General features: G+C 50.0%; 27 protein-coding genes. 8 read left to right on the forward strand and 19 right to left on the reverse strand.

Annotation, left to right across the window (positions count from 1 at the left end; translation table 11 throughout):
• Positions 1 to 4: 4 nt before the first annotated feature.
• Complete coding sequence (locus M8332_RS06045) at positions 5 to 598, reverse strand: ECF transporter S component (protein WP_252779941.1); 594 nt, start codon at positions 596 to 598, stop codon at positions 5 to 7.
• A gap of 147 nt (positions 599 to 745) precedes the next feature.
• The gene (gene rny / locus M8332_RS06050; RefSeq protein WP_252779942.1) at positions 746 to 2,377 is read right to left on the reverse strand and encodes a ribonuclease Y; all 1,632 of its coding nucleotides are present in this window, start codon (positions 2,375 to 2,377) and stop codon (positions 746 to 748) included.
• Positions 2,378 to 2,461: 84 nt separating this feature from the next.
• Between rny and M8332_RS06055 the strand changes: the two genes are divergently transcribed.
• From M8332_RS06055 to M8332_RS06065, 3 genes are read left to right on the forward strand one after another with little or no spacing between them, the layout of a single operon-like run.
• Positions 2,462 to 2,869, forward strand: a complete 408-nt coding sequence (locus M8332_RS06055) for a helix-turn-helix domain-containing protein (RefSeq protein WP_252779944.1) — start codon at positions 2,462 to 2,464, stop codon at positions 2,867 to 2,869.
• A 21-nt stretch (positions 2,870 to 2,890) separates the two neighbouring features.
• Entirely contained in the window at positions 2,891 to 3,736 is an 846-nt protein-coding gene (locus tag M8332_RS06060; RefSeq protein WP_252779946.1) for an SAM-dependent methyltransferase, read from the forward strand.
• 10 nt (positions 3,737 to 3,746) lie between these two features.
• The gene (locus M8332_RS06065; RefSeq protein WP_252779948.1) at positions 3,747 to 4,286 is read left to right on the forward strand and encodes a GNAT family N-acetyltransferase; all 540 of its coding nucleotides are present in this window, start codon (positions 3,747 to 3,749) and stop codon (positions 4,284 to 4,286) included.
• 202 nt (positions 4,287 to 4,488) lie between these two features.
• On the opposite strand, the gene M8332_RS06070 is transcribed toward M8332_RS06065, so the two are convergent.
• The 3 genes from M8332_RS06070 to M8332_RS06080 form a co-directional block, all read right to left on the reverse strand.
• Entirely contained in the window at positions 4,489 to 4,956 is a 468-nt protein-coding gene (locus M8332_RS06070; protein WP_252779950.1) for a hypothetical protein, read from the reverse strand.
• 11 nt (positions 4,957 to 4,967) lie between these two features.
• The gene (locus tag M8332_RS06075; RefSeq protein ID WP_252779952.1) at positions 4,968 to 5,375 is read right to left on the reverse strand and encodes a hypothetical protein; all 408 of its coding nucleotides are present in this window, start codon (positions 5,373 to 5,375) and stop codon (positions 4,968 to 4,970) included.
• A gap of 79 nt (positions 5,376 to 5,454) precedes the next feature.
• Complete coding sequence (locus tag M8332_RS06080; RefSeq protein ID WP_252779953.1) at positions 5,455 to 6,642, reverse strand: aminotransferase-like domain-containing protein; 1,188 nt, start codon at positions 6,640 to 6,642, stop codon at positions 5,455 to 5,457.
• A gap of 479 nt (positions 6,643 to 7,121) precedes the next feature.
• Between M8332_RS06080 and M8332_RS06085 the strand changes: the two genes are divergently transcribed.
• Together M8332_RS06085 and M8332_RS06090 are read left to right on the forward strand one after the other, a co-directional pair.
• Positions 7,122 to 7,562: a universal stress protein gene (locus tag M8332_RS06085; protein ID WP_252779954.1), complete on the forward strand. Its 441-nt coding sequence runs from the start codon at positions 7,122 to 7,124 to the stop codon at positions 7,560 to 7,562.
• Positions 7,563 to 7,627: 65 nt separating this feature from the next.
• Complete coding sequence (locus M8332_RS06090; protein ID WP_252779955.1) at positions 7,628 to 8,509, forward strand: RluA family pseudouridine synthase; 882 nt, start codon at positions 7,628 to 7,630, stop codon at positions 8,507 to 8,509.
• A gap of 88 nt (positions 8,510 to 8,597) precedes the next feature.
• Here M8332_RS06090 and M8332_RS06095 read toward each other — a convergent pair whose 3' ends face one another.
• The 9 genes from M8332_RS06095 to M8332_RS06135 all read right to left on the reverse strand — a co-directional run bounded on the left by M8332_RS06095 (position 8,598) and on the right by M8332_RS06135 (position 15,977).
• Positions 8,598 to 8,798, reverse strand: a complete 201-nt coding sequence (locus tag M8332_RS06095) for a hypothetical protein (protein WP_252779956.1) — start codon at positions 8,796 to 8,798, stop codon at positions 8,598 to 8,600.
• A gap of 277 nt (positions 8,799 to 9,075) precedes the next feature.
• On the reverse strand, positions 9,076 to 9,627 hold the full coding sequence (locus M8332_RS06100) for a DapH/DapD/GlmU-related protein (RefSeq protein WP_252779957.1): 552 nt from the start codon (positions 9,625 to 9,627) through the stop codon (positions 9,076 to 9,078).
• 290 nt (positions 9,628 to 9,917) lie between these two features.
• Positions 9,918 to 10,418 carry a shikimate kinase gene (locus M8332_RS06105; RefSeq protein ID WP_252779958.1) on the reverse strand — a complete coding sequence of 167 codons (501 nt, stop codon included), beginning with the start codon at positions 10,416 to 10,418 and terminating at the stop codon, positions 9,918 to 9,920.
• A 1-nt stretch (position 10,419) separates the two neighbouring features.
• On the reverse strand, positions 10,420 to 11,514 hold the full coding sequence (locus M8332_RS06110; RefSeq protein WP_252779959.1) for a prephenate dehydrogenase: 1,095 nt from the start codon (positions 11,512 to 11,514) through the stop codon (positions 10,420 to 10,422).
• On the reverse strand, positions 11,514 to 12,812 hold the full coding sequence (gene aroA / locus M8332_RS06115; RefSeq protein WP_252779960.1) for a 3-phosphoshikimate 1-carboxyvinyltransferase: 1,299 nt from the start codon (positions 12,810 to 12,812) through the stop codon (positions 11,514 to 11,516). The genes M8332_RS06110 and aroA overlap by 1 nt, the downstream gene beginning before the upstream one ends.
• An 11-nt stretch (positions 12,813 to 12,823) precedes the next feature.
• The gene (locus tag M8332_RS06120; RefSeq protein ID WP_252779961.1) at positions 12,824 to 13,348 is read right to left on the reverse strand and encodes a hypothetical protein; all 525 of its coding nucleotides are present in this window, start codon (positions 13,346 to 13,348) and stop codon (positions 12,824 to 12,826) included.
• 1 nt (position 13,349) lies between these two features.
• Positions 13,350 to 14,519, reverse strand: a complete 1,170-nt coding sequence (aroC, locus tag M8332_RS06125; RefSeq protein ID WP_252779963.1) for a chorismate synthase — start codon at positions 14,517 to 14,519, stop codon at positions 13,350 to 13,352.
• Positions 14,512 to 14,793, reverse strand: a complete 282-nt coding sequence (locus M8332_RS06130; RefSeq protein ID WP_252779965.1) for a chorismate mutase — start codon at positions 14,791 to 14,793, stop codon at positions 14,512 to 14,514. The genes aroC and M8332_RS06130 overlap by 8 nt, the downstream gene beginning before the upstream one ends.
• On the reverse strand, positions 14,790 to 15,977 hold the full coding sequence (locus M8332_RS06135; RefSeq protein WP_252779966.1) for an MFS transporter: 1,188 nt from the start codon (positions 15,975 to 15,977) through the stop codon (positions 14,790 to 14,792). Before M8332_RS06135 ends, M8332_RS06130 begins: the two co-directional genes overlap by 4 nt.
• A 78-nt stretch (positions 15,978 to 16,055) precedes the next feature.
• Between M8332_RS06135 and M8332_RS06140 the strand changes: the two genes are divergently transcribed.
• Complete coding sequence (locus M8332_RS06140) at positions 16,056 to 16,202, forward strand: hypothetical protein (protein WP_252779968.1); 147 nt, start codon at positions 16,056 to 16,058, stop codon at positions 16,200 to 16,202.
• Between the two features lie 244 nt (positions 16,203 to 16,446).
• Here the strand turns inward: M8332_RS06140 and M8332_RS06145 are convergent, their stop codons facing one another.
• The 3 genes from M8332_RS06145 to M8332_RS06155 form a co-directional block, all read right to left on the reverse strand.
• Entirely contained in the window at positions 16,447 to 18,843 is a 2,397-nt protein-coding gene (locus M8332_RS06145; RefSeq protein WP_252779970.1) for a phosphoketolase family protein, read from the reverse strand.
• A gap of 173 nt (positions 18,844 to 19,016) precedes the next feature.
• The gene (locus M8332_RS06150; protein WP_252779971.1) at positions 19,017 to 19,742 is read right to left on the reverse strand and encodes a GntR family transcriptional regulator; all 726 of its coding nucleotides are present in this window, start codon (positions 19,740 to 19,742) and stop codon (positions 19,017 to 19,019) included.
• 117 nt (positions 19,743 to 19,859) lie between these two features.
• Positions 19,860 to 21,431, reverse strand: a complete 1,572-nt coding sequence (locus M8332_RS06155; protein ID WP_252779973.1) for an Nramp family divalent metal transporter — start codon at positions 21,429 to 21,431, stop codon at positions 19,860 to 19,862.
• 116 nt (positions 21,432 to 21,547) lie between these two features.
• Here M8332_RS06155 and M8332_RS06160 point away from each other — a divergent pair, with 116 nt between their 5' ends.
• A complete protein-coding gene (locus M8332_RS06160) occupies positions 21,548 to 22,045 on the forward strand; it encodes an aminoacyl-tRNA deacylase (protein WP_252779974.1) in 498 nt (165 codons plus the stop codon).
• Positions 22,046 to 22,109: 64 nt separating this feature from the next.
• Positions 22,110 to 23,081, forward strand: a complete 972-nt coding sequence (locus M8332_RS06165) for a polyprenyl synthetase family protein (RefSeq protein WP_252779975.1) — start codon at positions 22,110 to 22,112, stop codon at positions 23,079 to 23,081.
• Here the strand turns inward: M8332_RS06165 and cydC are convergent.
• Both cydC and cydD read right to left on the reverse strand, forming a co-directional pair.
• On the reverse strand, positions 23,076 to 24,824 hold the full coding sequence (gene cydC / locus M8332_RS06170; RefSeq protein WP_252779976.1) for a thiol reductant ABC exporter subunit CydC: 1,749 nt from the start codon (positions 24,822 to 24,824) through the stop codon (positions 23,076 to 23,078). The genes M8332_RS06165 and cydC overlap by 6 nt on opposite strands.
• On the reverse strand, positions 24,814 to 26,556 hold the full coding sequence (cydD, locus tag M8332_RS06175) for a thiol reductant ABC exporter subunit CydD (protein WP_252779977.1): 1,743 nt from the start codon (positions 26,554 to 26,556) through the stop codon (positions 24,814 to 24,816). The genes cydC and cydD overlap by 11 nt, the downstream gene beginning before the upstream one ends.
• Positions 26,557 to 26,560: the final 4 nt, after the last annotated feature.

The raw sequence follows: 26,560 nt of genomic DNA on the forward strand, positions 1-26,560 counted from the left end.
TCCCCTAACGACGGAACCATTTTAACAACGGCGTGGTCACGAGGGGCACGACTAGAGCTGACAAAATGAGCTCGGGAAGCCCGTTCGTTACCACCAACGTCATCAAAACCTTACTCAAGAGGTCCGGATTCCCAGCCCCATAGGCCTGTGCCACCGCGGGCGTGTGGTAGAACAATGCAATCAAGCCAACCACGAGCAGGGTATTCAAGGCCGCTCCACAGCCCCCAGTAAGTGCCAAGGCCCAGGTTTGTTTCCAGTGAGCGCGCATTAACCCCCAAAAGAGGTAGCCCGCTAGGAATCCAACTAAGACCCGGGGCACGACGGAAATCAACGGATTGGTAAAGACTAACGTTTGCACGGGACTGGTGGGGGCGACAAAGGCACGAATCCAGGATAAGATTCCCCACACTAGGCCGATAATCGCCCCATCCGTTGGCCCGAGCAGAACCGCGGCAATGATGACCGTAATTTGAATGATTGTAATATTAACCGGTCCCACCGGAATGTAGCCTAAAAACGGAACGATGCTCTGTAAAATCACAATGGCAATTAATAATGCCAAAATTGCTAAATGAAACGCCTTCGTTTGTCTAATCATAGCTCTTTTTCCCCCATCCACGCTTGCACAGTTATGGTCTATTATACCGAGAACTCCGGGGGAAACTCAACTCGCCCCGGTAACGGTTCTCAAGCAACCGCTTCCTGCTTAGAAAAAAGGACCTGGCTCCCACCGGAACTCGGATCCTTAACTTGCGTGCTTTTTGCGTGCTTGGGGTTTACCCCCGACATATTGAACGGCATTTGAACGACGAATAGCTGTAACCTTGATCTTCCCCGGATAGGTTAACTCGGATTCAATCTGTTCACAGACTTGCTCTGCCAGTTGATTGGTTTGCTGATCGTTAATCGTCGCGGGATCCACCATCATCCGCAACTCGCGGCCGGCCTGAATTGCATAGCTATCCTTAACGGCCGGATGCGAATTGGCAATTCGTTCAAGTCCCTTCAACCGGTTTAAATATTCTTCCACGGATTCACTCCGCGCTCCCGGTCGAGCTCCAGACATTGAATCGGCCACCCGCACGAGCACGGCAATCGTCGCTTCCGAATCGACGTCGCCATGGGAAGCTGCAATTGCATCCACAACTGCTTCGTCTTCCCCATAGGTTTGGGCGATCTGCACCCCTAGTTCCACGTGGGTCCCATTTACTTCCCGGTCCACTGCTTTCCCGATGTCATGCAGTAAGCCCGCCCGTTTGGCTAAGCGGACGTTCGCACCTAGTTCCGTGGCCATCATGCCACACAACTCGGCCACTTCCACGGAGTGTTGGAGTACGTTTTGCCCGTAACTGGTCCGGTACTGTAAGCGACCAACCAGTTTCATGAGATCAGGATGAACCCAGCCAAGGTGCAAACTAGCACAGGTTTCTTCCCCCGTTGTTCGCAGTCGCTCGAGCACCTGCCGTTCGGTACTCCGCACCAGCTGTTCAATCACTCCGGGATTGACCTGCTTGGCAGTAATTAGTTCGTTCACCACTCCCCGGGCAATTTCCCGGCGGAGGGGGTCGTTAGTACTAATAATTAGCGTTTCAGGACTCTCGGGATTAAAAATCAAATCAACCCCGATGAGCGTTTCTAACAACCGCAACCGTTGTTCATTCTTACCAACAATTTTATTGCGCATCCCCTCGTCCGGAATAATCACGTTGCGGTCGATGTGCGCCCGGGGTACGTCCACAGGCCCCGCTTGGATGGCATCCACCATCAACTGCCGGGCTGTCTTTGGGGCCGTAAACTGGTGTTCTTCGTGTTCATCGCGAACTGTCATTTCGTAATCCTGTTGCAGGGTGGTTCTCGTCGTTTGCAACACGACCTGTTCCGCTTGTTCGGGCGCCAGGCCACTCTTTTCGTGAACCACGCGTTCCCGTTCCTGCTGTAACTGATCGGCGCGGGCTTGATCAGTGGCGATGGTGTTTTGTAAGTCCTGCAATTCGGCCTGGGAGCGGTCGAGATTTTGCTTAGTTTTATCCAACCGATTGGCAAAACTTTGGAGACTCTTCGCCTGAAAATCAATGCGATCCTGACGCAACTCGTTTTCAGCGATTTGTTCGTCAATTTCTTGTTCCACATCGGCCTGGTGGTCCGCCACTTCGGCTTCAATTTTTTGCCGAATCTGCTGCACGGCAGCGGCCACCTGTTGTTGATTATCAGTCGCTATCGTTTGCGCTTGGGTGTGCGCGTGGCTAAGGCGATGATTAACCTGTCGGTTTTGCTGGACATAGCCAGCAATTAAGCCGACCACCAGCGCTCCGATTCCCCCAATCAAATATAGCATCGCAGTTCCCCCTTTCATGGTGTTTTTAACTACGTTAATCATACCATTTCACCCGGGATTTTAAAATGGAGCCCCCTATCATTTAGCGGGCGATGAAGTATAATAAAAACAGGAGGAGGTAGTGACATGTTTCCAGAACGACTAAAGGCCTTACGCACCGGTAAGCACATTACCCTGGCCGAACTGGCCACTGAATTAAACCGGCAGTTCCCTAGTGACAAGCATCATGAAAATACCGCATCCCAAATCGGGAATTGGGAACGGGGGATTCGGAACCCATCCTACGTGGAAGTACGCAAACTCGCCACCTACTTTGGTATTTCAATGGACTACCTCAGTGGTCGGGTGGATAGCGAAAAGACCGATCTGTCCAAGCTGTTTATTTCCGGCACCGAGCTTTATTTTAACGAGCAACGCTTAACCGGGAACGATCGGTATGAAATCTACCAGTTAATTGACGGTTTCTTACATGGTAAGCAGGGTCGCCACGACGATGGTCACGATACCCAAGAAGAACTCGATCTCAACTACTAATTAAACAGGATAATTAATGTTATGAACCGTAAACAGCTCCTCAAGAACTTCCAAAAAAGTCATCCCCACCGTAATCAAGCTTCGGATTACATCCAACGCCTGCAGGCCGACCGGACGGCCTTTAACCACTATCCAGAGGTTAAATTCTTGCTGAACCACGCACTCATGGCCGATCGCCGCTTACAAACGGGCCATTTACCCCAGGACCTCCCCAACCTCACGTTACCAGAGGACATTCAGGATCGCTTATACGAGCGTGTCAATGCCCGGTTTGCGCTGGGTGACCCGGCCGGTGACCACGAGTGGGATCGAATTTCAAAGCTATTGCCCCAGGTCGATAAAGACCTGCGCTCGTTTCGTGATTACCTCGAAGCACACTACGGCATGTGGGCCTACATTTCTTCGGCTTTCACCCACCAATTAGCGCGCTACTTGGACGGGAAACCCGCCCTAGAAGTCATGGCGGGCAACGGCTACATCACCAAGGGGCTACGTGAGCAACAGGCCCCCGTCATTGGAACCGACAGCCTCGCGTGGCAAGCCGAAAATGAAACCGGCAACCACCAGGTCACGCCGATTGAAAAACTCAGCGCCCTGGATGCTTACCATAAATACAAGGACCAGGTTGATTTCATCATCATGAGTTGGTCACCCGATGGGGATCCAGTGGACGCTGAACTCCTGGACGCCATCCGTAAGGACGGTCATCCGGTCCAACTAATTGTGATCGGTGAAAAGGATGGGGCTACCAATTCGCGGGACTTCTGGCAACACGCCGAATTCATCTCCGATCCGGGCATCGACAAGCTCAACCAGTATTTACCCCACTTTGATTTGATTAACGACCGTGTCTACTTAGTAAAATAGGAGAACTGCCATGACCACTTCAGCACCGATCTTTTTACAACCCCTCACAACTGACGCAGCTGATTACAGCTTAATCCAAGCCATCTTTCAACAAGCTAGTACCCAACGCTTTTGGTTTCAACCGCCGTTACTGGGTGCGCACGACGTCACTCATTTTTTGAAGCAACACACCACTGACGATCGCATCATTAGCCAAACGATTCAAACCAACCAGACACCGCAACACGGGGTTGGTTTGGTCGAAATCATCGATCTCGATCCCGTGGCGCGCGTCGGTGAATTTGAGATTGCCTTGCTAGATGACGAAAACGGCCACGGCTATGCTCAGGCGGCCATGGCGCAACTGCTTCAGTTGGCCTTTACCCAGTTAAATCTACATAAGCTCTACCTCTATGTGGATGTGACGAATGCACCAGCACTACACATCTACCAAAAGTTCGGCTTTCAAAGCGAAGGCACGATTACCGATCAATTCTTTGCCGCCGGAGCCTATCGCGATGCCCAATACATGGGATTAACCCAGGCGGACTACCTTAGCAACCACCACTAATTAACCAACAAAAAACCCCTCTGATCGTTAAATCAGAGGGGTTTTCTGGTTGGCACTTGGATTTCCAAGCGGACTAACACAGTGTTCACATCACCTGCTAGTCAAACCACCTGCAATGCGGCAGTTAACGTGGTTCCCATCATAAGCTCTGCTTATGCGGCTCGTCGCATGCTTTAATTATAACAGAATTCCACGGAATTCGCTAGTTAGCGGACGCTTCGGCGTCATGTTCAGCCAACTCTGCTAACTGAGTCTGCATCCAGGTGGTAAATTGGTCCAGCGCCTGGTCGGGGTGCTTCACAAAGGTCGTTGCATCCTGTAACTCATCGATACGCAACTTGGACTTGTTGATTGCTGGGGCCGCAATAATCATGTACACGTTCACATCGACTTCCCCGTCATCAACCATAATTTTATGAATGTTTTTCCCGTAGGCTAACGGGAGATTAATGATCGAAGTCTGCAGTTGCACTAGCACCTCGGCGTCACTAACCTGTAAATCGGCACTCGCAATTTTATCGGAATTAATGGCCGCCTCCACGAATTGAACTAGCGGTGCTAGCGTTTCGGCCGGCTGCTTTTGCAGGTCCGCCATCGGGGCCGTGATTGTTTTATGGGCGTACGTTTCCGCCTCAGCTTCTGCAACGAAGTCAGTTTCATTGATCTTCATACTGTTCCTCCCTATTTTCTAAATTTTAGGTAACGCTGGACCCGCGCTTTGGTTAACGCTTGCCGGGTTTGCCAAGCCAAGCGGAACCAATACAACAGGGCGCCTAACGCAATGAGAACGGCTACTAGGGCAAAACTCCGGAGCAAGAGCGCGAGCTTTGGCAGTTGTACCAACCGATACAGGGCACTACAGTAACCGACAAGATATAGCGCCTGGACCAGCGCTAACAGGTACAACCCCAAACGGATTCCGAGCCAAAAAAGCGCCAGGGGCACTAAAACTAAGATCAACGCTGCGATTTCAGACCGCCCAAACGTGGCCCTGCTCGTGTGAAATACTACTAAACTTAAGAGTCCGTTGAGCAGGAGAAAAATCCCGAGCGTCACTAATGTCCACCAATTCAACTGCTTAAATTTCATCGCCATCCCATCCTTTGTTCTCAGTATACCGAAAATAAGAACAGCTGACCATCGCTACCCACTAAGCCAAACACTTAACTTACTGCACCCCTAGTTCTTTGAGCACTTTACCAATCCGCTGAATCCCGGTTTTAATCTGGTCATCATTCATGTTGGAGAAGTTCAGCCGAAACGTCCCTGGTTGGGCTTTTCCAGCGTAGAAGGCTGACCCGGGAACCACGGCCACGTTTTTTTCTAAGCACCGCTGGGCTAACTCATCGCTATCGAGCTCGCCCGGCACTTGCACCCAAATGAACATTCCGCCTTCTGGTTGACTGTGGTACACGTCCGCCGGGAAGTGGCGGTCAATTTCTGCCAGCATTAACTTGGCGCGCTGCTCATACACGGCTGTAATCCGATGGACGTGGGCCGGCAGGTCTTCGTCCGTTAAAAACTGCGCGATGATGTACTGGGTTAAATTATCGGTATGCAAATCGGCATTCTGCTTTAAAAACGTGTACTTCTGTAAGAACGCTGGATCCGCGGTGATCCAGCCAATCCGTAAGCCGGGCGCAAGCATCTTGGAAAAGGAACTGATTGATACCACGGAACCCGTGCGGTCGTAGTGCTTAATCGGAGGCACCGTTGTCCCCGCGTACCGAATGGCCCCATAGGGATCATCCTCAACGATGGGTACCCCAAACTGGTCAGCAAGCTTGACCAGTTGTTGTCGACGGGCCGCCGTCATCGTCCGCCCCGTGGGGTTTTGAAAGTTGGGAATCGTGTAAATAAATTTAGCCGCTGGATGAGCGGTTAATTTTTGCTGCAAATCATCCATCCGCATCCCATCATCATCCATGGCAACCCCAACCACTTGGGCTCCGGCAGCACGAAACACGTCCAGGGCTGCAAGGTAGGTCGGATCTTCCACCAAGACCACGTCACCGGGATTAATTAACATCCGGGCCACTAAATCAATCGCCTGCTGCGACCCCGTCGCGATCCCGATGTTCTCCGCGGTCGCTTTTACCTTGCGGCCACGCATCAGGTGTGCAATTTGTTCCTGCAACTTCGGATACCCGAGCGTGCCCGCGTACTGTAACACCTGTTCTCCATCTTGAGCAAACACCCGATCGGTTGCCCGTTTAACGGCAGCAACTGGAAATAACTCAGGGGCCGGGAGCCCGCCCGCAAAGGAGATTACTTCTGGGTCAGCAGCAGCCTTTAAGATGGCCTCCGTGGCATTAGTAGTGCTCGTAGGTACTGCGTTTGCATAGTTAAATGTCATAATGTTTTCCTCATTTCGTTATTTTTTTCACCGCTCGCTCGTCCATGGCTCCCGCTTCACTAATTCCGTCTCACAGCTGCTCATCTCCCCTCTAAAATCATCAGCAAATTACTAAACGAAAAAGCCCACGCCACCTCATGGTGGTCGCGGGCTGGTTATCATTCTAGCTTCGAATTCATTAGCAGAGCCGCCCGGCAACCATCACGTGGTGAATCTAGCCGAGCACTCCCAAATCGTCCCTGCGTAGATTCCCGTTAGGAGCTAAACGCAATGACTAAACTGGCACGATTGGTAGGTTGGTTCGTCAGGCTCTTCATTAGTAAATTCCTCTCTTTTGAGTTGTTATTATTTAAGCACGGCGCCCTGCTTCTGTCAAACCTTTTTTCGCAATTATTTCTGCCTTAATTGGCTCTTACTTCACGTGTCAAGTGGGGCAAAAAATGATATAGTTAAGTAAATAGAATGATGGGGTGATCGTAATGACAGAGAATTACAAACGGATTTTAGCTCCTGTAGATGGTGGAGAAGACACCATGCCGGTGTTGAATCGGGCAATTGAAATTGCAAAACAAAATCACAGTCACTTAGACATTTTAAACGTCATCCAAGTGACCCAGTTTAATCGGAATTACGGCAATGCCGTTTCAGCTGATACGGTATATCAATTAACGGATCAAACGAAGGAAATTTTGGAAACCCTCAAACAAGACGCTGTGAAGAATGGTTTAACGGACGTTTCCATCCACATGCGGTTTGGAAATCCGAAGCGCATCATTGCCCACGAATTTCCGGACGACCACCAAGACGACCTAATTGTCATGGGAGCCACCGGCTTATCGGCTGTAGAACAACTAGTGGTGGGATCCGTTACTAGCTACGTGATTCGGACCGCCAAACCGGACGTTTTAATCGTTAAATAACTGCGTTTCGCAGCAAACCGATCACCGTGGTGGTCGGTTTTTTACTACCCCAAAGGAGCTTTGGCATGCAGTGGCACTATCAATTACCAGTTCCCGCAGCGTTTGCAACGCGCCCCCTCCGTGATTTGCTCAAGGACTATCTCCAACTTCCAAAACGGTTAATCGGGGACTTGCGGAGAAACCAGCGTGTTCTAGTTAACCAGCGGTATCGCCCAATGAACACGCGCTTACAGACCACTGATTTAATCAGTTTGACCTTCCAGCCCGCCGATTTTCGCAATCCGTTTCCCCAGACGCTATTAGACCCACAGCTCGAAATCCCGATTCTCTATGAAAACTCCGACTTTGTCATTGTCAATAAACCCCGGGGGCTAAAAACACATGCCAATCAACCGGGCGAATCCGGGGCCGTTTTAAACGGCCTAGCAGCTCACTATGCTCCAGATCCGGTTTACATCATTCACCGTCTAGATCAGGAAACCAGTGGGGCCCTCATCTTTGCCAAAAGCCCCGCTGCGGTTCCAATCCTCACCAAGATGATTCGTGAGAAACAAATTCAGCGGGAATACCTAGTGCGGGTTCGGGGGCAATTACTAGCACCGGCGGGGCTTATCAAGGCTCCAATTGGATTAGATCCGAATGACCAACGCAAACGGCAGGTCAACGGTCCCCAGGCGCAGGCCGCGGTTACCCACTACCGGGTCCTGAGGCAGACTAAAACTAGCAGTTTACTGGCTGTCCGCTTAGAAACCGGGCGCACCCACCAGATTCGGGTGCACCTCGCCTTGTTGGGGCATCCGATTCAAAACGATCCCCTGTATGACCCGGACGCCCAAGCAGGTCAGGCCATGCAACTCCATTCGTGGCGCGTGCAGATGCGGACGCCTTTTTTTAACCAACCGGTGGCCGTGACGGCGCCGATACCACCGGAGCTAGCGTCACCATAACATCCTCATCTCCGTAATGCATAAACTATCAAATGCCCTCCGTTGGATTCCACTGCCAACGGAGGGCTATTTAACTATTCAGGTAACTTTATTTAAATGGAAACAGGTTCATGACCCGCTTAATGATCGAACCGGTACGCCCGACCAGTTTGGCCACTTGACGCCGGTGGGGATCTGAACCCTGGCGTGACCACCAGTAAATCACTACCACCAATAACGTTACAAATAACGTGGCTAGTACCACCATGCTGCGACTACCGGTTAGACCGTGTTCAAATAAATAAGTCACTTTTTTAATGACGCTGATCCAACTATAACTCACTAATAGTATCATTTGACTCACTTTCTTGCTTAATCTAACTCACGACTTATTTCCCTAATTTAATTATCCGCCGGGGGCAAAACTCCTTGGTGCAGATAATGCCCTTAATTGAAATCGCTTAAACAATGAACTTATATCTCAAGTTAGCTTGACCCCTTTCAGCTAAACCTTAGCTAGCATCCACCGCTTGCCAAAGCCAAAAACTCCCCGAACAATGAATTCTTTGTTCGGAGAGTTTTTATTTTTAATCAGCATCCGGTTCAACTTGCTTAATCACTTTAGCCGGACTCCCAACCGCAAGCGTCCGCGGGGGAATATCCTTGTTGACTAGGCTGTTTGCACCAATAATAGCGCCTTTGCCAATGGTTACGCCCGGCAAAACCGTGACGTTAGCTCCCAACCAGACGTCTGATTCAATGTGAATGGCCCCAAGGTGAAGGTCCCATCTCTTATTGACCGCACGAACATGATTTATGGTAACTAGCGTTGCATTCGGCCCAATTAAACACCGGTCTCCAATTGAAATTCCGCCCAGATCATCAAACATCGCATTTTTATTGATAAAGCACTCCTTACCGATTGTAATGTTTTTACCAAAGTCGGTTTCAAACGGAATGCTAATTTCTGTACTAGCGGGAATTTCCTTCCCCGTGATTTGGGTTAGCAGGGCCCGAATTTCTGCTAAGGAATGTGGCTTTTGGTTGAACGCTTGAATTAACGGCTCGTTCGCATTTTTAATCTTGAAGGTTTCATTAAAGGCCGGGTCAGTTTGCTTTAAATGTCGCGGAAATTCCATTGATTGTTCTCCTTGTTTGACCCTGTGACTAATTATCCAGCAGCCAACATTGCTAACCTTCTCTCTGTCGGACTCACTGCATGCAGTGGTGACAAATAAATCCTGGTTTACTGTTTCCCTTCTTAACTTAGTTAGCAATATTGGTTCTCCTTTAATTATATTCCTAATTCACGTGAATTACTTAAATTACTGTAAATCCTTAGAAAAACAACGCTTGATCTAAGCCAATCCAAAGAATGGCAGTCAGGTTATTTACTGCCAGCCTTTTTAACTACTGTTGCCCATCTCCATCAGCCCAGTTGATACTTAGTCAAAATCTCATCCACAATCAGATCCGGCGACTGGTTGGCATCCACAATTAAATCTGCGCACCGTTGGTAGTTAGCTTGCCGAGTGACTTTCAGGGCCGCTAATTCGGCTAAATCAAGCCGTTTGGCCAGCGGACGCTGTTTATCCGCCTTAACCCGTTCGTAGGCGGTTTCCGGAGCAATTTCCAGTAAAACTACGGGCGCGGGCTGCCGGTGCAAGAGGAACCGGTTCTGCGCTTGGGTAGGAACCCCGCCCCCCGTTGCTAAAATCCCAGGCCGGGCGACTTGCTGCGCTAACGCCTGCGTTTCTAACCGCCGAAATCCCGCTTCGCCCTGCTCCGCAAAAATGGTGGCAATCGATTGGCCAGCGGTAGCGACAATCACCTGATCAAGATCGGTCACTGGAAGCGCCAGCCGTTGTCCTAACCGTTGACTAATCGTGGTTTTCCCGCTCCCCATAAACCCAATCAAAATCAAGTCCATCTCACTTCCTCCTCACGATGTGATAATCAGGTGCTAACCACGTTGCCGCTGTCTGCGCATCCTGTGCAGTACTAAACGTCAGTTGTAAAATCCCGTTAACCTCCTCGCGCACCTCTAAAATCTGGAGGTTCACGAGGTTTAAATGCTGCTCGGCCAGTAACGTTGTGATGTGCGCCAACGTCCCCGGCTGATCCGGAATGTCTAAGAACAGATCGTAGAAGCCCGCTCCCCGGTTATCATCATGTTGTTCCAACTGCTGGCGGGTTTGTTGCGCGCGTTGGAAGTAGGCCAACAACGCGTTCCCATCCTGATCATCAATGGCAGTCTTAATGCGTTGTAACGTTTCCATGTAAGTAGCTATCTGTGCGCTCACCACCGGACCGTTATTCAACAAAATTGACTGCCACATCGTCGGATCCGCGGCGGCAATCCGCGTCATGGATTTAAAGCCCCCCGCGGCCACCCGTAATCCGAGTGGATCCGATTGTAGAGTTTGCTGGGCCTGATTCACCAGTCCGGCGGCTAACACATGGGGTAAATGGCTCACCTGCCCGACTAGGAAATCATGCCGGGCGGGTGTGATTGTCACGAATTTAGCCCGAGTAACAGCTAACAGGCGCTGTAATTGTTGCGCCGCGTTACGTTCTGCGTTTGTTTGGGGCGTCTGAAAGTAAAAGGCATTCTCAAACAGATCCGCTCGGCCCGCTCGCACCCCGGTTTTGTGGGAACCCGCCATCGGATGACCGCCGACAAAGACCGCCGGAGTCGTAGCCAGTGCTTGACTAGCCGTAACGATGCTCTGCTTGGTACTCCCCACGTCGGTTATAATTGTGCCGGGCTTTAACGACCGGTGGGCTAACTCAGTCAACGTTTGTTTAATCTGGTCAACCGGAGTAGCAAGGATAATCACATCCGCTTGGGGCACGAGGTCTAAACCCTGACTGACCTTATCCACTAACTGATGCGCCTGCGCATATTCCAGTTGGGCTGGATTCTGATCGCTCCCAATGATGGTCACGGGCGTGGGATCCTGTTTCAGCGCTCGCGCTAACGAACTCCCTAACAACCCAAAGCCGTGAAGTAAAACCGTTGTCATTAGCTACCCTCCCGTAAGTGCTCCAAATCGGTGAAAAACTGCGGGTAGGAAACGGCCACGGCGCTTTCATTCTGCAAGGTCAACGGCTTCTGGCTTCGTAGCGCAGCGATGGCTAACATCATGCCAATGCGGTGGTCGCCGTGACTATCCAACTGGATGGTCTGGGGCTGCCATTCTGGTCGGCCCGTGATGGCCAATCCATCTGGATACTCGGACACCGCGACCCCCAGCTTTTCTAGTTCCGTTTTTAACACCGCAATCCGATCGGTTTCTTTCACCCGTAACTCGGCCGCACCCCGGATCGTACTGGTTCCCTTCGCCGTGGCGGCCAATAGGGCCACTAACGGTAATTCATCAATGACCGCTGGAATCTCGGGGGGCGTCAGGTGAATCGGCCGTAAGTGCTGACTCCGCACGATTAAATCACCCCGGGGCTCTCCCGCACTCGCCGTTGGTTGAACGGTGACATCCGCGCCCATCGCCGTCAGCACATGCAAAATTCCGGTCCGCGTCGGATTTAAATTAACGTTGGTCAGGCGAATTTCAGAATCAGGCACAATCGTTGCCGCCACCAAAAAGAAGGCGGCCGAAGACAAATCACCGGGCACCACCACGGTCTGCCCCGTGAGCTGGGGATGCGATTGTAAGGTGATTGTCCGGCGATCGGAGGCCGTGGTGACCTCTGCTCCAAACTGGCGCAACATGATTTCCGTGTGATCACGGGTGGGCAGTTTTTCGACCACCACCGTTGGTTCAGGAGCCGTTAACCCGGCGAGTAACACCGCACTCTTAACCTGTGCACTCGCCACGGCTAACCGAACCCTCCCGCCCTGCACTGGTCCCCCGTGTACATGGGCCGGTAGCGTTCCCGCCTCAGTCAGGTCAATCGTCACTCCTAGTTCTGCTAGGGGGGTCGTAACTCGTTGCATCGGGCGCTGCTGCAGTGACGCATCTCCGACCAGCGTGCTGGTAAACGGAGCACCACTCAACAAGCCCATCAAGAGCCGGGTCGTCGTCCCGGAATTACCCATCTCCAAGGGAGCGGTGGGCGCCGTGAAATGTTGCGCGCCACCTTGGCCGTGCACCGTAACCTGGGTTCCCTGCCGTTCAATGCTAACCCCCACGTCCCGCAAGGCCTGTAACGTGTGCAGGCAGTCTGCTCCGGGTAACCAATGTTCAATCGTGGTGGTACCGGTCGCCACCGCCCCGAGCATCAGGGAACGGTGCGAAATACTCTTATCACCTGGCACGGCTAGTTGACCGTGGAGGCCGTGCGGTGCTGGTTCTAACTTGCGCATGTTTCATCCTCCTATACCTGATAAACCGTCCAGACCATGTCAACTTGCCACCGTTTCAGCACGGTTTCTGTTGACTGGAGGTTGGCTTGGTTGGTAACACAAAATTCGCCATCTCGTTGATATGCCTGATACGCAGCCCATTTACTGGAGGCATAGCGGAACTGGGTTGTCGCTGGCAACCTGTGCTGGACCACCTCCGCGGTCGCGGGATGTAGATCTACAATCCCGGTACGACGAAGACTGTGAACTAACACCAACGGATCGAGCGGATGGGTAAAAACATCCACGAGCTGCCACCGTTCTAGATACCGGTAGTGCAGCGTCCCCCAGTCAGTTCCATCCGCTAATTGGAGCGCCGCGGGCAGTAGGATTTGCGCGCCCGGATCCTGCTCAACCGCCTGCAACACAGCGGGAAAACTCGCGTGTAATTTCACTTGCCAGTCAACGTCTGGGTGCCGGCCTTCATAAACCAGGGCCGCCCGGTAACAATCCGTGGCTTGCGGTCCCAAGGTATGCAATGTTTTCGTCGGTGGCATGTTAATAGTCCGCCAGTTCTTGACGATAAACGGCCACTTGTTCCTGCAGCCGGCCAAGGTTACTACCGTCAAAAGTATCCGTGATGACCTTAGCTAACTCAATGGCCACAACACTTTCGATGACCAAGGACGCGGGAACAATTGCGGTCGTATCGGAACGCTCCACGTTCGCTTTTTTCGCTTCCTTGGTATTCACATCTGCCGTTGGCAACGGTTGATACAGGGTTGGAATTGGTTTCATGGCGGCGTTCACAATGATGGGCATCCCGTTCGTCATGCCACCCTCAAAGCCCCCGAGATGATCACTCGCCCGTGACCAGTGGTTCGTTTCGTCCCAATTAATCGGATCCATCACCTGACTCCCAAAGCTTTGGGCGGCGGTGAACCCGGCCCCGATGCTCACTCCCTTCATGGCGTTCACCCCCATCACGGCGGCCGCTAACTTGGCATCTAACTTGGTATCCCAGTTAACGTAACTCCCGAGCCCCGCTGGTACGTTTTCCGCGATTACCCGAATGATGCCACCGACGGTATCCCCAGCTCGCTTTGTTTGATCAATGAGGTCATGGACCGCCCCCACTTCCGTCTGGTCCACCATCCGGAGGTCATTTTCCTGGATCGCGGTAGTAATCCGGGCAACATCATGTGTCGGGACCGCCGTCCCACCAATGGGACCAACTTGAGTTACAAATCCGACCAGGTCAATCCCTAACTGACGTAACAGTTGCTTACAGATGTTTCCAATTGCAACCCGCATCGCGGTTTTGCGCGCCGACGAACGTTCTAAGACATTCCGCAGGTCACGGTGCCGATACTTCATTCCGCCAACTAAGTCGGCATGTCCGGGCCGGGGTCGTTCCACCTTCCGTAGGGTATTTTGGGGCGTTGCCTCTGCAGTTGGATCCATAATCTGACTCCAATGAGCGTGATCCCGGTTTTGAATGACCAATGCAATCGGGCTACCGAGCGTAATGCGGTGGCGCACACCTCCGACAATTTGCACTTGATCGTGTTCAATCTTTTGCCGGTTCCCACGTCCATAACCCCCTTGGCGAGCGGCTAAGGCGGTGTTAAGTTCTGCAACATCTAATTCTAAGCCGGCCGGAACACCCGTGACGATCCCCGTTAACTGGGGACCGTGTGATTCCCCTGCTGTAACGTAACTAAGCATGGTTCTCCTCCTGTTGATGCTGTTCTAAGTTCCTCGTGGTCTGCATAATGGTGCTATAAATCGTGGTTAAGTACGGAAGCAGCTGGGCATGCCTCACCACCTCGTGAAGGTGCTGATAAACGGTTGCTTCCCGGCGCTCGTCATAAACGGGTTGGTGTTGTCTCGCTTTATAATTTGCAATGTCCGTGGCAACCTGAAGTCGTTCTTCCAACAACGAAATAATTTGGTCATCCAACTGATTAATTCGCTGGCGTTGTTGCTCTAATTCTGTCATTTTTCCTCCCTCCTGCTCCATTTTTGGAGTAAAAGAAACGTTCCGAGCGTTAAACATAACCCGGCAAGGGCCACCACTAGATTGGCAGTAAAGGTTCTGCGAATGCTCGTTTGTGATAACCAGCCCGTAATCAAAGGAACCGCCAATGAAGCTAAACTCCCACAGAAGTAAAACAGGCCGGTGACCAGGCCTCGATGTTGTGGATACAGCTTCATAAAGAGCGTTAATCCCGTTTGCATCACCCCGCCAGCAGCACAAAAACCAAATAAGATACTCCCGAGGGCCACAATGACGGGGTGCTGTCCCCAGCTAACTAGCATTAAAGCACCTACAGCTCCCGCATTAAGCAGTCCTAATAACCGCTGCTCTGCCACTTGCCGCTTTAATAGCCAGTATAAAACTAGCACGCCACTAATTGACCCGATGCTGTACAACGACAACAATAAATGCGCTAAGCCGGCAGAAAAAGCTAAGCTGCGCTGGGCAAAGAGCGTAATCCACTGGGTGAACCAGATCATCAGGGCCATGGAAGTAAATCCGTAAGCCAATAACAAACTAGTGACTAACCGGCGCTGGGGCTGCGCTACCATTCGTTCTGTGCCTAGCGACGCGGGTTGCGTAATTTGTTGGCGCGGGGGAAAAGCAAGTGGAATTAGATTACCCCAGTTAATGACTAATAACCCTGCCATCAAAATAAATGACCAACCGTACCACAGTTGGTGGTCGTGTAACGTTACCACAATTAACGGTAAAACGAATTCTCCGGCCGACATAAAGGCCTTGATTAAAACCGTCCCGGCCCCGTTGCCTTCGTTTAATTCCACTAACGTCGTGTAGGTTCCTGAGTCTAAGGCGGAGTTTGCCATCCCCGCAATGACCGCCAATCCGTACGCAATCACTAAGTTCGTGGTCATAATCATCCCAATGGCAAACAGCAAATAGCCAATCATACCTAGGTACACAAAGTTTTTCCGGGAAAACCGATCCGCCAGCCATCCCATCACCGGATAAGCAATCAGCCGGCCAATTCCAACTCCTGACATAACATAGGACACCACTGCGATCGTGGTTTGCCAACTGGTGGCTAAACTCGTCATGTTTTGCGCCAAAATAATCAGGCCAAAGCCATGAATGAAATAATTAAAGTATAAACTCCAACTTAACCGCCGTTTATGAATTACCATCACCGACTCCTTTCCATTGCAACAAAAAAACCAGTTCGGCTAACCAACGTTAGTCTGACTGGTTGAAAAATTACGCTCATGGAATTACTTCTCTACCAAAAGCAAGCTGCCAATGAGTCCCAGTTAGAATCACGTTGGTTCACGCATCTAACTGAGGCCTTTAAACTACTCCACTTAGATACGAACGGTCCCGTTCGCACCTACAGCTCGGCGAACGGCTACTGAAAATAAGTGAAGTAATAAAAGTTGGACCAAGTGGTCATCATTGGCAAACTTTGAACTGGCATAAGAACTAATTCCTTTCTAAAACTGAATTATATTCATTAAAACACGAAAATTAATTTACGTCAAGATGTTTTTGGGCTGATTTATGGAATTAATCAAGTTTAAGTACTCTGATTATTCGGCTTTAATTTTAGCCAAAAAAAGACCCGCAGATGCGGGTCTTTGCAACAAACTAATTACATGCTTATTTGTTTAATGGTTCCCATTTCCAGTTCGTTACTTCTGGTAAATCAGTCCCTTCAGCACGGATGTAACGGTTGTGTTTGTCAACCATTGCGTTCATTGCTTGAATGAATTCGGGGTGCTTTTCAGCTAAACCAGGCACGTTTTCAACAACGTCTTTAGCAAGGTCAAACCGGTCTAATTGGTTCAAGACCCGCATATCGAATGGCGTAGTGATATCACCGTTTTCACGGTAACCGTGTACGTCAACGTTGTGGTTATCACGGTCAAAGAAAATCGTTCTAATGATGTCTTCAAAACCGTGGAAAGCAAACAGAACAGGCGCATCAGTCGTGAAGTAGCTGTTAAATTCAGCATCACTCAAGCCCCGCGGGTCAAACTTAGGACTCCGTAACTTCAGCAAGTCAACCACGTTGATGAAGCGAATCTTCAGGTCTGGGAAGTGCTTATTCAAGATTGAAACCGCCGCTAAAGCTTCAAGCGTTGGTTCAACCCCAGCAGAAGCAATCACGATGTCTGGTTTTTCACCGTGATCAGTTGAAGCCCATTCGACTTTACCAAGTCCGTTGTGAACTAAGTTCGTAGCTTCGTCAATGTTAAACCATTGTGGCCGTGGGTGCTTGGAAGTCGTGATCAGGTTAATCTTTTCGTAGTCTGAGAAGGCTACATCAGCAGTTGCTAATAACGTGTTAGCATCAGCTGGGAAGTATTCCCGGATGAATTCGGGTTTCTTTTCAGCCAAGTGGGTAATCATCCCTGGGTCTTGGTGCGTGTAACCATTGTGGTCTTGTTGGAACACAGTTGAAGAATCAATGAAGTTCAATGAAGGGTATTGCTTTCTCCACTTCATTTCAGCTGCTTTCCGCAACCACTTGAAGTGTTGGGTCAGCATTGAGTCAACAACCCGACCGAAGGCTTCGTAAGTAGCGAAGAAGCCGTGACGACCAGTCAAGACGTAACCTTCTAGCCAACCTTCATCATCATGTTCGGATAATTGCGAATCAATGATCCGCCCGTAAGGAGCCATGTGTTCATCATATGGTTCGTCAATGGTACGTTCCCATTGCCGGTTCGTCGTTTCAAAGACGCCCCAAAGCCGGTTTGACCAAGCTTCATCAGGTCCAAAGGCTCGGAAGTTAGTTGGGTTCTTCTTCATTGTGTCCCGAACCCAGTCAGACCAAACGACCATGTCCATTGCTTCCGTAGCACCTGGCGTTTGCACGTCAACGGCGTAGTCTCTGTAGTCTGGCAGATCTAATGGTTGCGGATCAATTCCCCCGTTTGTGATTGGGTTAACTGACATCCGGCGGTCACCCTTCGGTGCCATTTCCTTCAAGTAATCCTTGATAGAACCGTCTTCGTTAAATGATTCTTCGGGCTTGTAGCTTTCCATCCATTTAACAAATTCGTCCGCCGTTTCCATGTTATTAGCACTTAATGACAATGGAACTTGGTGAGCCCGGAAGGAACCTTCGATTGGTAAACCTTCGGGGTTCTTTTCTGGACCAGTCCAACCCTTTGGTGAACGGAAGATAATCATTGGCCATTGTGGACGAGTTGCCGTTTCAGCCGTTTCAGTTTCCCGTGCGTGCTTTTGAATGGCTTGAATGTCTTCTACAGCAGCGTCCATTGCTTTCGCTAACTTTTCGTTAACAGCATCAATGTCAGTTCCGTGTGGTTCGTTAGTTTCTACGAAGTATGGCTTCCAACCTAAACCTTCAAAGTATTTTTGTAAGTCTTCGTCAGAAGTCCGGTTGAAGATCGTTGGGTTCGCAATCTTGAACCCGTTCAGGTTGATAATTGGAAGTGCAGCACCGTCAGTAACTGGGTTAATGAAGCTGCTTGAGAACCATGATCCCGCTAATGGACCAGTTTCAGCTTCACCATCACCAATTTCAACCGCAGCAATTACGTCTGGGTTATCAAGGATAGCACCAACCCCATGAGATAGGGAGTAACCTAATTCTCCACCTTCGTGAATTGAACCTGGAGTTTCAGGGGCGGCGTGGGAAGCAATTCCACCTGGGAAGGAGAAGCGCTTGAATAACTTAGCCATTCCCTTTTCGTCCTGGCTGATTTCTGGGTAAATGTCAGAATAGCTTCCATCAATGTATGAGTTAGAAACCATTACTTGGCCACCGTGACCAGAACCTTCAACATAGAACATGTTGAGGTCGTACTTGTTAATTACACGGTTTAAGTGGGTGTAAATAAAGTTTTGCGATGAAATCGTACCCCAATGTCCAATTGGTTTAACCTTAACGTCTTCAGCGGTTAAGGGTTCCTTCAGTAAAGGATTGGCACGTAAGAACAGTTGTCCAACTGATAGGTAGTTGGCAGTGTTCCAGTATTGCTTCATTTTGTCAAAGTATTCTTTTGAATCATAATCTACTGACATGCAATAACACTCCTTTTTAGTATTATCAACCAAACGGTTGAAGAAACAGTCTGAATGCGCTCTCATTCGCACTCAACTACAGTATCTATCTTAACAACTTTTGTTGAAAAGTCAAACAATTCAACAATTGGTACGTATCAATTTAACCGGAATTAACGCACGGTTTTCACCGTCTAATTCGGCAAATCAACGAAGGTATTATAACTAAAGTAGCGGTAGTGCACCCGCATTTTTGATAGTTCAAACGGAGTTCCGTTATCGAGAAAGAAAATCCCCTCCATCAACCCGACCGGTTCCTGCGCCGTTAAACTCAGTAACCGTTGGTCGTCAGCATTACTTGGCCCCGTTTTCAGTGACATAACGGCCTTGGTCCCGGTGTGGTGAAGTTCCTGCGCAAAATAATCAAACAATGAGCCTGCCACGATTTCACGAGTCAGCGCGGGCGCAATTTTAATCGGGATGTAACTCGTTTCAATGATGATTGCCTGCTCGTTTAACAACCGCAACCGTTTAATTTCATAGACGAACTCTTCGTGTTGCAAAAAGAGACTCGCTCGCACCTCGTCCGGGGCCGGAATCACCTGAAAATCAAGCACCCGAATGCTTGGTTCATAACCCTCGGTTTTTAAGTTATTGGTAATCCCGAGGTTGGATCCTTCATACCGAAAGATGGATTTATTTTTTAGATACAGCGGATTAACAAAGGTTCCAGAGCCCCGTTTTTTAAAAATGACCCCCTGGTGAGCCAAAATACTAAGAGCCCGCTTAATTGAACTCCGACTCACGTGGTACGTTTCGCTCAGCGTTCGTTCATCGGGTAACCGATTGTCCGCAAACCGGCCGGCGCGAATCTGTTCTTGCAACCGCTTCATTACTTTTTGATACACTAAATCAGCCACAAACACCCTACCTCATTTTTTCTTTGATAGTTAAAGTATAGCAGAATTAAGCAGCTAACTGGCCGCTAACTAAAAAAGTCGCCCCTGTCATGCTGACGGGAGCGACTTAATCGTTAATTATGCTTCGTTATTAGTTGGTTGTTTCTGCGCAAACTGCTTGTCAGACCGAATGATATCGTAGAGGACCCACGCGAGCAACGCGAGAATTAAAATGTTCACGGCCCAGGCAATCCCATTGGCCAGCGTAATTTGACTAGCTGATGGGTTTTCGCCAAAGAACCCTTGGACAGCGTTCGGCATGTTGTAAACGTTCAAGAACACTAACATGATGACGGCTACCCAACCACAAACTTTTACCCAGAGGGAGTTTTCAAAGCGCTTTCCGTGCATTTCCACCTTACTATTCGTAAACATCAGAACTGGTAGCATTGAGAACGGTAAGGCAATGGCCAGAAAGACTTGCGAATTTTCCATCAAATCATTAATGTCAGCGTGTTGCGCCAATTCCGGCTTGCCAGCTGACAGCAAGACACACAGGAGCACCGGCACGATTGAAAGTAATCGCGTGATTAGCCGCCGTGCCCAGAGGGGCATTCGCATGTGAATGAACCCTTCCATGATTACTTGCCCGGTTAGGGTCCCCGTAATCGTCGAGTTTTGTCCGGACGCAAGGAGGGCAATCGCAAAGAGCGTCGATAGGAGTCCCGTTTTAGCAACTCCCGCTAACAAGCCATTATTCATAAAGGCGGGGTTCTTCAAAGCATCGTAAAGCCCGAAGAATGACGTATCTTCAACCACCCCAGACTTAAACACTGCCACTCCCATGATTAAGAGGAGGGCGTTCACAAAGAAGGCCATCGTCAGTTGGATGTTCGAATCCCAGGCAGAGAACTTCACTCCGCGAGCCACATCTTCCTCGTCGTTGTGGTCAACCTTCCGCGTTTGCGCAATGGCCGAGTGCAGGTACAGGTTATGTGGCATTACCGTAGCTCCGATAATCCCCAAGGTCCCCGTCAGTGGTGACATTCCGTGAACCACCGGTTTTTCCTTAATGGTATCAACGCTGGGGACTAAGCCCTTTAACACGCCTAACCAATCCGGTTTAGAGAGGGCCACTTCGTACGCAAAGACGAAGAAAATGACCAAGATCAGGGCCACCACGAGCGCCTCAATCTTTCGGAATCCAATCGAAGTGAGCAACAAGAGCACCAACACGTCTAAGACGGTAATCAACACCGCCCACACAATCGGAATCCCAAACAGGAGGTAGAGGGCAATCGCCCCCCCAATTACCTCGGCGATATCCGTTGCCATGATGGCTAACTCAGTTGTAATCCAGAGGACAATCCCGAGCCCCTTACTAGTCCGTGCCCGGATTGCCTGGGCCAAATCCATTTGTGTCACGATCCCAAGTTTAGCTGCCATGTATTGCAACAACATCGCAATCAAACTTGAAATCAAGATAATGGACATTAGCATGAATTGGAAGTTTTGTCCCCCCGTAATGGACGTGGCCCAGTTACCAGGATCCATGTACCCCACTGCTACTAATGCACCGGGTCCGGAGTACATGAATAAAGTTTTCCAAAACCCAATGTTCTTCGGAACCTCAATGGAACCGTTAATCTCGTCTAGTGATCTGCCATTCGCATATTCAACCAGACGGTGTTTCTTTTGTGCTTCTGCCATCCGCTATCTCTCCTTTTTCTATTAAATTCAGTCTTATTGTACATTATAAAGTAGACATTGTCATTAAAAATTCTCAAACGGGGGAATATGCTAAAATGAACAAGAGGTGAACTACAATGGCACATAAGAAAACAAAACTGCACAAAACGTTGGTCGAACAAATTCTCAGTCAGCACAAAATTCCCTACCAGCAAATCATTTTTAACACCTACCAAGCTGGCGATGTTGCCCAATTAGACACTAATGGAGCCGATTATCCAGAGCACCAGATTTATAAAACGCTCGCGTTAACCGGCAACCAGACCGGTCCCATCGTCGGGGTGGTGCCCTTAGATACCCGCCTTAGTTACAAAAAAATTGCCCAAGTTTCTGGCAACAAAAAGGTCGGGTTGATCCCCTTAAAGGAACTAGCGGACACCACTACGTACGAACACGGCGCCAACACCCCGATTGGAATTTACGAAAAAAAGGGCTATCCCATTTACTTTGATAAGAGTGCAAAAGAACAGGGCGACATCATCGTTTCTTCCGGTCAAATTGGCCGCTCAGTGCGCGTGAATGCAACCCAAATTGCACAACTCGTGCACGGGCACTTCGCGGATCTGACTGAATAAACTTTTTGCCCACCTCAGCTACCTTGACCCTATTACCTTAGTTTTTAAGAGGAACTACAAATCCATGGATAAACACATTCTCGCTCTACCACCCCACCTACGGGCCGATCTGCAGGCGGTGGAACAACAACTACTCAACCTTCAGGTCACTAGTCCCGTGCACCAAGCCGCGATTCAAGCTCTCGTAACGGGCAACGGTAAGATGCTCCGGGCCACCTTTGTCATCCTAGCGAGCACCTGGGGGCAAACCTCGCCCGCCCGGCAGCGCGTAATCAAGGCCGCGGCAGCTGTCGAGATCATCCACCTGGCCTCCCTCGTTCATGATGACGTGATCGATGACGCCACCCTGCGGCGGGGTCAACCGACGCTAAGTGCCCGGTTTGGCCAGCAAACCGCGATTTACCTCGGTGATTTTCTGTTCACAAAGTACTTTGAACTGTTACTTAGTTATTCAACGGACTTTGCAAACCTGCAGTCCTGTGTGACCGCAATGAAGGCCGTGCTCGCCGGCGAAATCCAGCAGACCGAACTGAACTTTAACCTGCAGCGGACGGAAGCCGAATACCTACAGTCCGTGCAGGGGAAAACGAACGAACTATTCCGCCTCAGTTTTGGCCAGGGAGCCAAACTAGCCAATGCCACTACCGCCGTCGTAGAGACCGCCGAAGCGCTAGGAAATCAGATTGGGTTTGCCTTCCAGATTCTCAACGATCTGGGTGACTTTGCCATTGACCCTCAAACCGGAGTTCCCCGCCTTCACGACGTGCAAGAGGGGACCTACACCCTCCCCATCATTAAAACCCTTGCCAGCGACCGGGGAGCCGAACTCTCCGCCCTCCTAAAAAAAGACCACCTGGAAACAGGTGATCTAGTAACAATTGTTCAATTAGTGAAAGCCAGCGGAGGCCTTGCTGCTGCGCGAGCTGAGGGGGAACGCTACCTCAACCAGGCCGAACAGCTCCTCCACGAATTACCTGCTAACGACAGTACTCGCTTACTGATGCGGCTCTTACACCACGTGTTTGCACAACTATAAGGTTGGGTCGCCCCGATCCATACGGTACAAGTTCCGGTAACGAGCGTTGTGCTGGTATAATTCGGCGGGTTTTCCCTGCATCTGGAGGGTGCCATGTTCGAGAAAAATGATTTGGTTAACGTGAGCTAAACCCTGAAGGTGATGGGTGACCCAAATCATGGTTTTGCCAGCAAGGACCCGATTAATGGTCGTCATTAGTTGGTGTTCTGTGATGGGGTCGAGCCCCACGGTTGGTTCGTCTAACACCACGACCGGGTTATCCTGCAACAGAATACGGGCGAGCGCCAGGCGTTGTCGTTGGCCCCCGGATAACCGGGTTCCATTTTCACTTACAACTGTTTCCAAGCCATTCGGAAGGGTTGCGACTAGGTCCGCCAGCCCCACTGCCTGAATGGCTTTTTTTACGTCTGCATCAGTGGCGTGTTCATTCCCAATCCGGACGTTGTTCATCATGGTTGTATTAAATAAAAAGGGTTGTTGATCTAACACACTAAACCACTGGTCCGCGACCGGTTGTAGGTCCCTGGCTGGCGTCTGATTAAACCAGACCTGCCCCTGCGTTGGAACTAAGCTACCGGTTAATAACTCTAAGAGCGTCGTTTTCCCGACCCCACTCGGTCCAATGATTGCCAGGGACTGGCCGGCTGGTACGGTAAACGAAACGTGCTGAATAATGGCCGCTTCGCTAGGATTATAACGAAAACTAACGTCTGCAAACTGCAACTTGTGAAAGTCCGTGGGCTGGGGCAGTTTCTGGGCAACCGCCGATGAAGTTGGTACCTGACGGGATAAATCGTTTAAACGTTGTAACGACTCTTCGTACATGGGTCCCTCTTCCGCTGCTTGGGGAACCATGCTAAAGGCATCCATGAGCGGAAAAATGCCGAGCGTAAAGGCAGCTGCGTAGTTGGCAGTGGCTTGATGCCCGGTCAGGGTTAGGTCCGCCCAACCAATCGTCACCACAATCATTAGCCCAAACAGTCCCTTCACCAGCAGATCCCGATTCCAGTCAAACCGATCGGCCGTGTGCTTCAACCGCGCAACTGGTTGGTCCTGCTTTTGCACCTGATCCAAGAACTCCGTTTCCCGACCAGAAATCATCCAGTCGGAGATTCCCATGGTCGCATCCAGCAATCGTTGATAGGAATCCTGCACGCGAGCCCGCTGGCGCACGCGGGTAGCTCCTTGAATTGCTTGGGAAAAATAAGGAATTACCAGTAAAATCACGCTAAACAATCCGAACATGATGAGGGCATAGGGCCAGCTCACGATGCTTAATCCCAGTAAAATCAAAATTCCAGTGAGGTAGGCCACCACCATCGGAAAAATGGTACGTAAGTAAAAGTTTTCCAAGTGGTCAATGTCGTCGTCTAAAAAACCTAACAACTTCCCGGATTGAAACCGTTCACGCAAAAACAACGCTGAGCTTTCTAGGGTAACATAGAGGTGTTGGCGCAAACTTGAAGTCACCTTCAACACCCAATTATGGCTGTTAATCCGTTCTAAATATTTAAACACCGGTCGACCAATCCCAAACGCCCGGGTTAACAACACCGGCACGTAAACTAGCAAGATGTTATAGGGGTGGGTCGCAGTTTTACTAATTAGATAACCCGCCACAAACATGAGGCCGACCCCACACAAAATGGTCAGGACACCCAAGAAAAAAACCAGAGCAAGTAGTTTTTGATATTGCTTTAAATTGGGGCGAACCCACTGATCTTGTTGCCACTTAGTCGACATTATGCTCACCTCGAATCTCATTTACCAGGGCATGGTAATCCCCCTGATGTTGCTGTAATTCCGCCGGTGTCCCTTGGTCCACAATCTGACCCTGATCCATCACGAGTACATAATCCATGGCACTCAGCCAGTGGAGTCGGTGAGTCGAAAATAACACGAGGTGGTGGTGAAAGGCCGACACCATAGTTTGTTTTAATTCGTACTCCGTTTCCAGGTCGAGATGGGCCGTGGGCTCATCGAACAACAAAATGGTCCGCTCTTGATCTAACAACGCTCGAGCTAGGGCGATTCGTTGGGCTTGCCCACCACTAATTCCCCGACCACCTTCACCAATCCGCGTTGCTAATCCGGCCGGAAGGGAGTCCACAAACTGATCTAACCCGGCTTGCTGAAGGGCGCGTTGTAACTCGGCCTCACTGGCATCCGGTTTGTAAAAGGCTACGTTCTCAGCGACGGTTCCCGCAAATAAATACGGATGTTGGGGAATGTAACTAATGTGCTTTTGCCAGGTCGCTTGCGCCAAACTATCAACTGCTTGGCCGTCCACAACCAGTGCTGCTGGTGTTTTCGTGGGTTCCAGCCACCCGCCAAGCACGTTTAGCAGCGTCGACTTCCCCGCCCCGGACTTCCCAATGATACCAACGTTTTGATACCCATGGATCGTCAAGTTGAGGTGGGCAAGCGCCGGCGCAGCATCCGGTGTATATCGAAAGCTCAAGTCCCGGGTCGTCAGAGTACTCGTCGCCGTCCAATTCGTAAACTTAGTAAGGGAAATCTGACTGTGGGGCGTCGGGAGTGCCAAAATGGCGTTCACCTCGGTCAACGCATTCTTTCCATCGAGCGTTGCGTGGTAATCGTCACCGTAGTCACGGACCGGTAAGAAGTAATCGGGACACAAAATTAAAATGGTCAGCGCGGGCAGAAGACCAATTGTACCACTAATCAGAGCTTGCCCGAGCAACACCGCAACGATTGCAATCGAAATCGTGGTGAAAAAATCAAGGGCAAAGGTCGATAATAACGCCACTTTCAACACGCTCATCGTGCTCTTACGATAATTCTCACTAACGCGGTAAATATTGGAACCATACTGCTTGCTCAACCCAAATAATTTCAGGGTCTTTAAGCCCCGAATGCTATCAACAAACACGTTCGCCATTTGTTTAAATTCGGCATACTGCCGGTCGGATTTAGCTTTGGCGGACAGGCCCAAAATCACCATAAACAGGATAATGACTGGGAACATCACCAGTAAAATGATCCCAGATAACCAATTTACATAGAAAATGTAGGCCACAATTAACCACGGCAAAATGGCGAGATTAATCGTTTTTATCACGATTAAATTTAAATAATTTTGGACCTGATCTAACCCTTCCAACGCTAACGTCACCACGTGGCCGGAGCCAATCTCCCTCACCATCCGCGGTCCGAGGCGGAACTCCTGGTGCAATAACTGGCTTTTTAACCGAGCTACCGCTCGTGCTGCAAAGGTCTCCGTCATCTGATTTTCAATTCGAGTAATTAAGTACCGAAAGGCAAAAAAAACAAAAAAAGATAGCACTGGCCAAATTAGGTCCGCTATCTTTGTTCGTTGCCACACTAACACTAACGCCCGTGCCAAAAAAACGGCTTCTAGCACGATTGCGAGTGCCTGGAGGACTGCTAGTCCACTTAATTTGCCAATCAATGGTTTAATTCCGGGAATTGATAGTAACTGTTGATCAAACATTTTA

Origin of the sequence: Fructilactobacillus ixorae (genome assembly GCF_024029915.1) — a bacterium.
Classification (GTDB): Bacteria; Bacillota; Bacilli; order Lactobacillales; family Lactobacillaceae; genus Fructilactobacillus; species Fructilactobacillus ixorae.

Excerpts from the sequence above, each read along its gene's own strand:
- M8332_RS06085 (WP_252779954.1), top strand. The coding sequence starts at position 7,122 with ATGACAGAGAATTACAAACGGATTTTAGCTCCTGTAGATGGTGGAGAA.
- aroC (WP_252779963.1), bottom strand. The coding sequence starts at position 14,519 with ATGCTTAGTTACGTTACAGCAGGGGAATCACACGGTCCCCAGTTAACG.
- M8332_RS06065 (WP_252779948.1), top strand. The coding sequence starts at position 3,747 with ATGACCACTTCAGCACCGATCTTTTTACAACCCCTCACAACTGACGCA.
- M8332_RS06120 (WP_252779961.1), bottom strand. The coding sequence starts at position 13,348 with ATGCCACCGACGAAAACATTGCATACCTTGGGACCGCAAGCCACGGAT.
- M8332_RS06155 (WP_252779973.1), bottom strand. The coding sequence starts at position 21,431 with ATGGCAGAAGCACAAAAGAAACACCGTCTGGTTGAATATGCGAATGGC.
- M8332_RS06105 (WP_252779958.1), bottom strand. The coding sequence starts at position 10,418 with ATGGACTTGATTTTGATTGGGTTTATGGGGAGCGGGAAAACCACGATT.
- M8332_RS06110 (WP_252779959.1), bottom strand. The coding sequence starts at position 11,514 with ATGACAACGGTTTTACTTCACGGCTTTGGGTTGTTAGGGAGTTCGTTA.
- M8332_RS06060 (WP_252779946.1), top strand. The coding sequence starts at position 2,891 with ATGAACCGTAAACAGCTCCTCAAGAACTTCCAAAAAAGTCATCCCCAC.
- M8332_RS06090 (WP_252779955.1), top strand. The coding sequence starts at position 7,628 with ATGCAGTGGCACTATCAATTACCAGTTCCCGCAGCGTTTGCAACGCGC.
- M8332_RS06080 (WP_252779953.1), bottom strand. The coding sequence starts at position 6,642 with ATGACATTTAACTATGCAAACGCAGTACCTACGAGCACTACTAATGCC.
- M8332_RS06140 (WP_252779968.1), top strand. The coding sequence starts at position 16,056 with ATGGAATTACTTCTCTACCAAAAGCAAGCTGCCAATGAGTCCCAGTTA.
- M8332_RS06070 (WP_252779950.1), bottom strand. The coding sequence starts at position 4,956 with ATGAAGATCAATGAAACTGACTTCGTTGCAGAAGCTGAGGCGGAAACG.
- cydC (WP_252779976.1), bottom strand. The coding sequence starts at position 24,824 with ATGTCGACTAAGTGGCAACAAGATCAGTGGGTTCGCCCCAATTTAAAG.
- rny (WP_252779942.1), bottom strand. The coding sequence starts at position 2,377 with ATGATTAACGTAGTTAAAAACACCATGAAAGGGGGAACTGCGATGCTA.
- M8332_RS06045 (WP_252779941.1), bottom strand. The coding sequence starts at position 598 with ATGATTAGACAAACGAAGGCGTTTCATTTAGCAATTTTGGCATTATTA.
- M8332_RS06055 (WP_252779944.1), top strand. The coding sequence starts at position 2,462 with ATGTTTCCAGAACGACTAAAGGCCTTACGCACCGGTAAGCACATTACC.
- M8332_RS06165 (WP_252779975.1), top strand. The coding sequence starts at position 22,110 with ATGGATAAACACATTCTCGCTCTACCACCCCACCTACGGGCCGATCTG.
- cydD (WP_252779977.1), bottom strand. The coding sequence starts at position 26,556 with ATGTTTGATCAACAGTTACTATCAATTCCCGGAATTAAACCATTGATT.
- M8332_RS06075 (WP_252779952.1), bottom strand. The coding sequence starts at position 5,375 with ATGAAATTTAAGCAGTTGAATTGGTGGACATTAGTGACGCTCGGGATT.
- aroA (WP_252779960.1), bottom strand. The coding sequence starts at position 12,812 with ATGCGCAAGTTAGAACCAGCACCGCACGGCCTCCACGGTCAACTAGCC.
- M8332_RS06135 (WP_252779966.1), bottom strand. The coding sequence starts at position 15,977 with ATGGTAATTCATAAACGGCGGTTAAGTTGGAGTTTATACTTTAATTAT.
- M8332_RS06145 (WP_252779970.1), bottom strand. The coding sequence starts at position 18,843 with ATGTCAGTAGATTATGATTCAAAAGAATACTTTGACAAAATGAAGCAA.
- M8332_RS06160 (WP_252779974.1), top strand. The coding sequence starts at position 21,548 with ATGGCACATAAGAAAACAAAACTGCACAAAACGTTGGTCGAACAAATT.
- M8332_RS06130 (WP_252779965.1), bottom strand. The coding sequence starts at position 14,793 with ATGACAGAATTAGAGCAACAACGCCAGCGAATTAATCAGTTGGATGAC.
- M8332_RS06100 (WP_252779957.1), bottom strand. The coding sequence starts at position 9,627 with ATGGAATTTCCGCGACATTTAAAGCAAACTGACCCGGCCTTTAATGAA.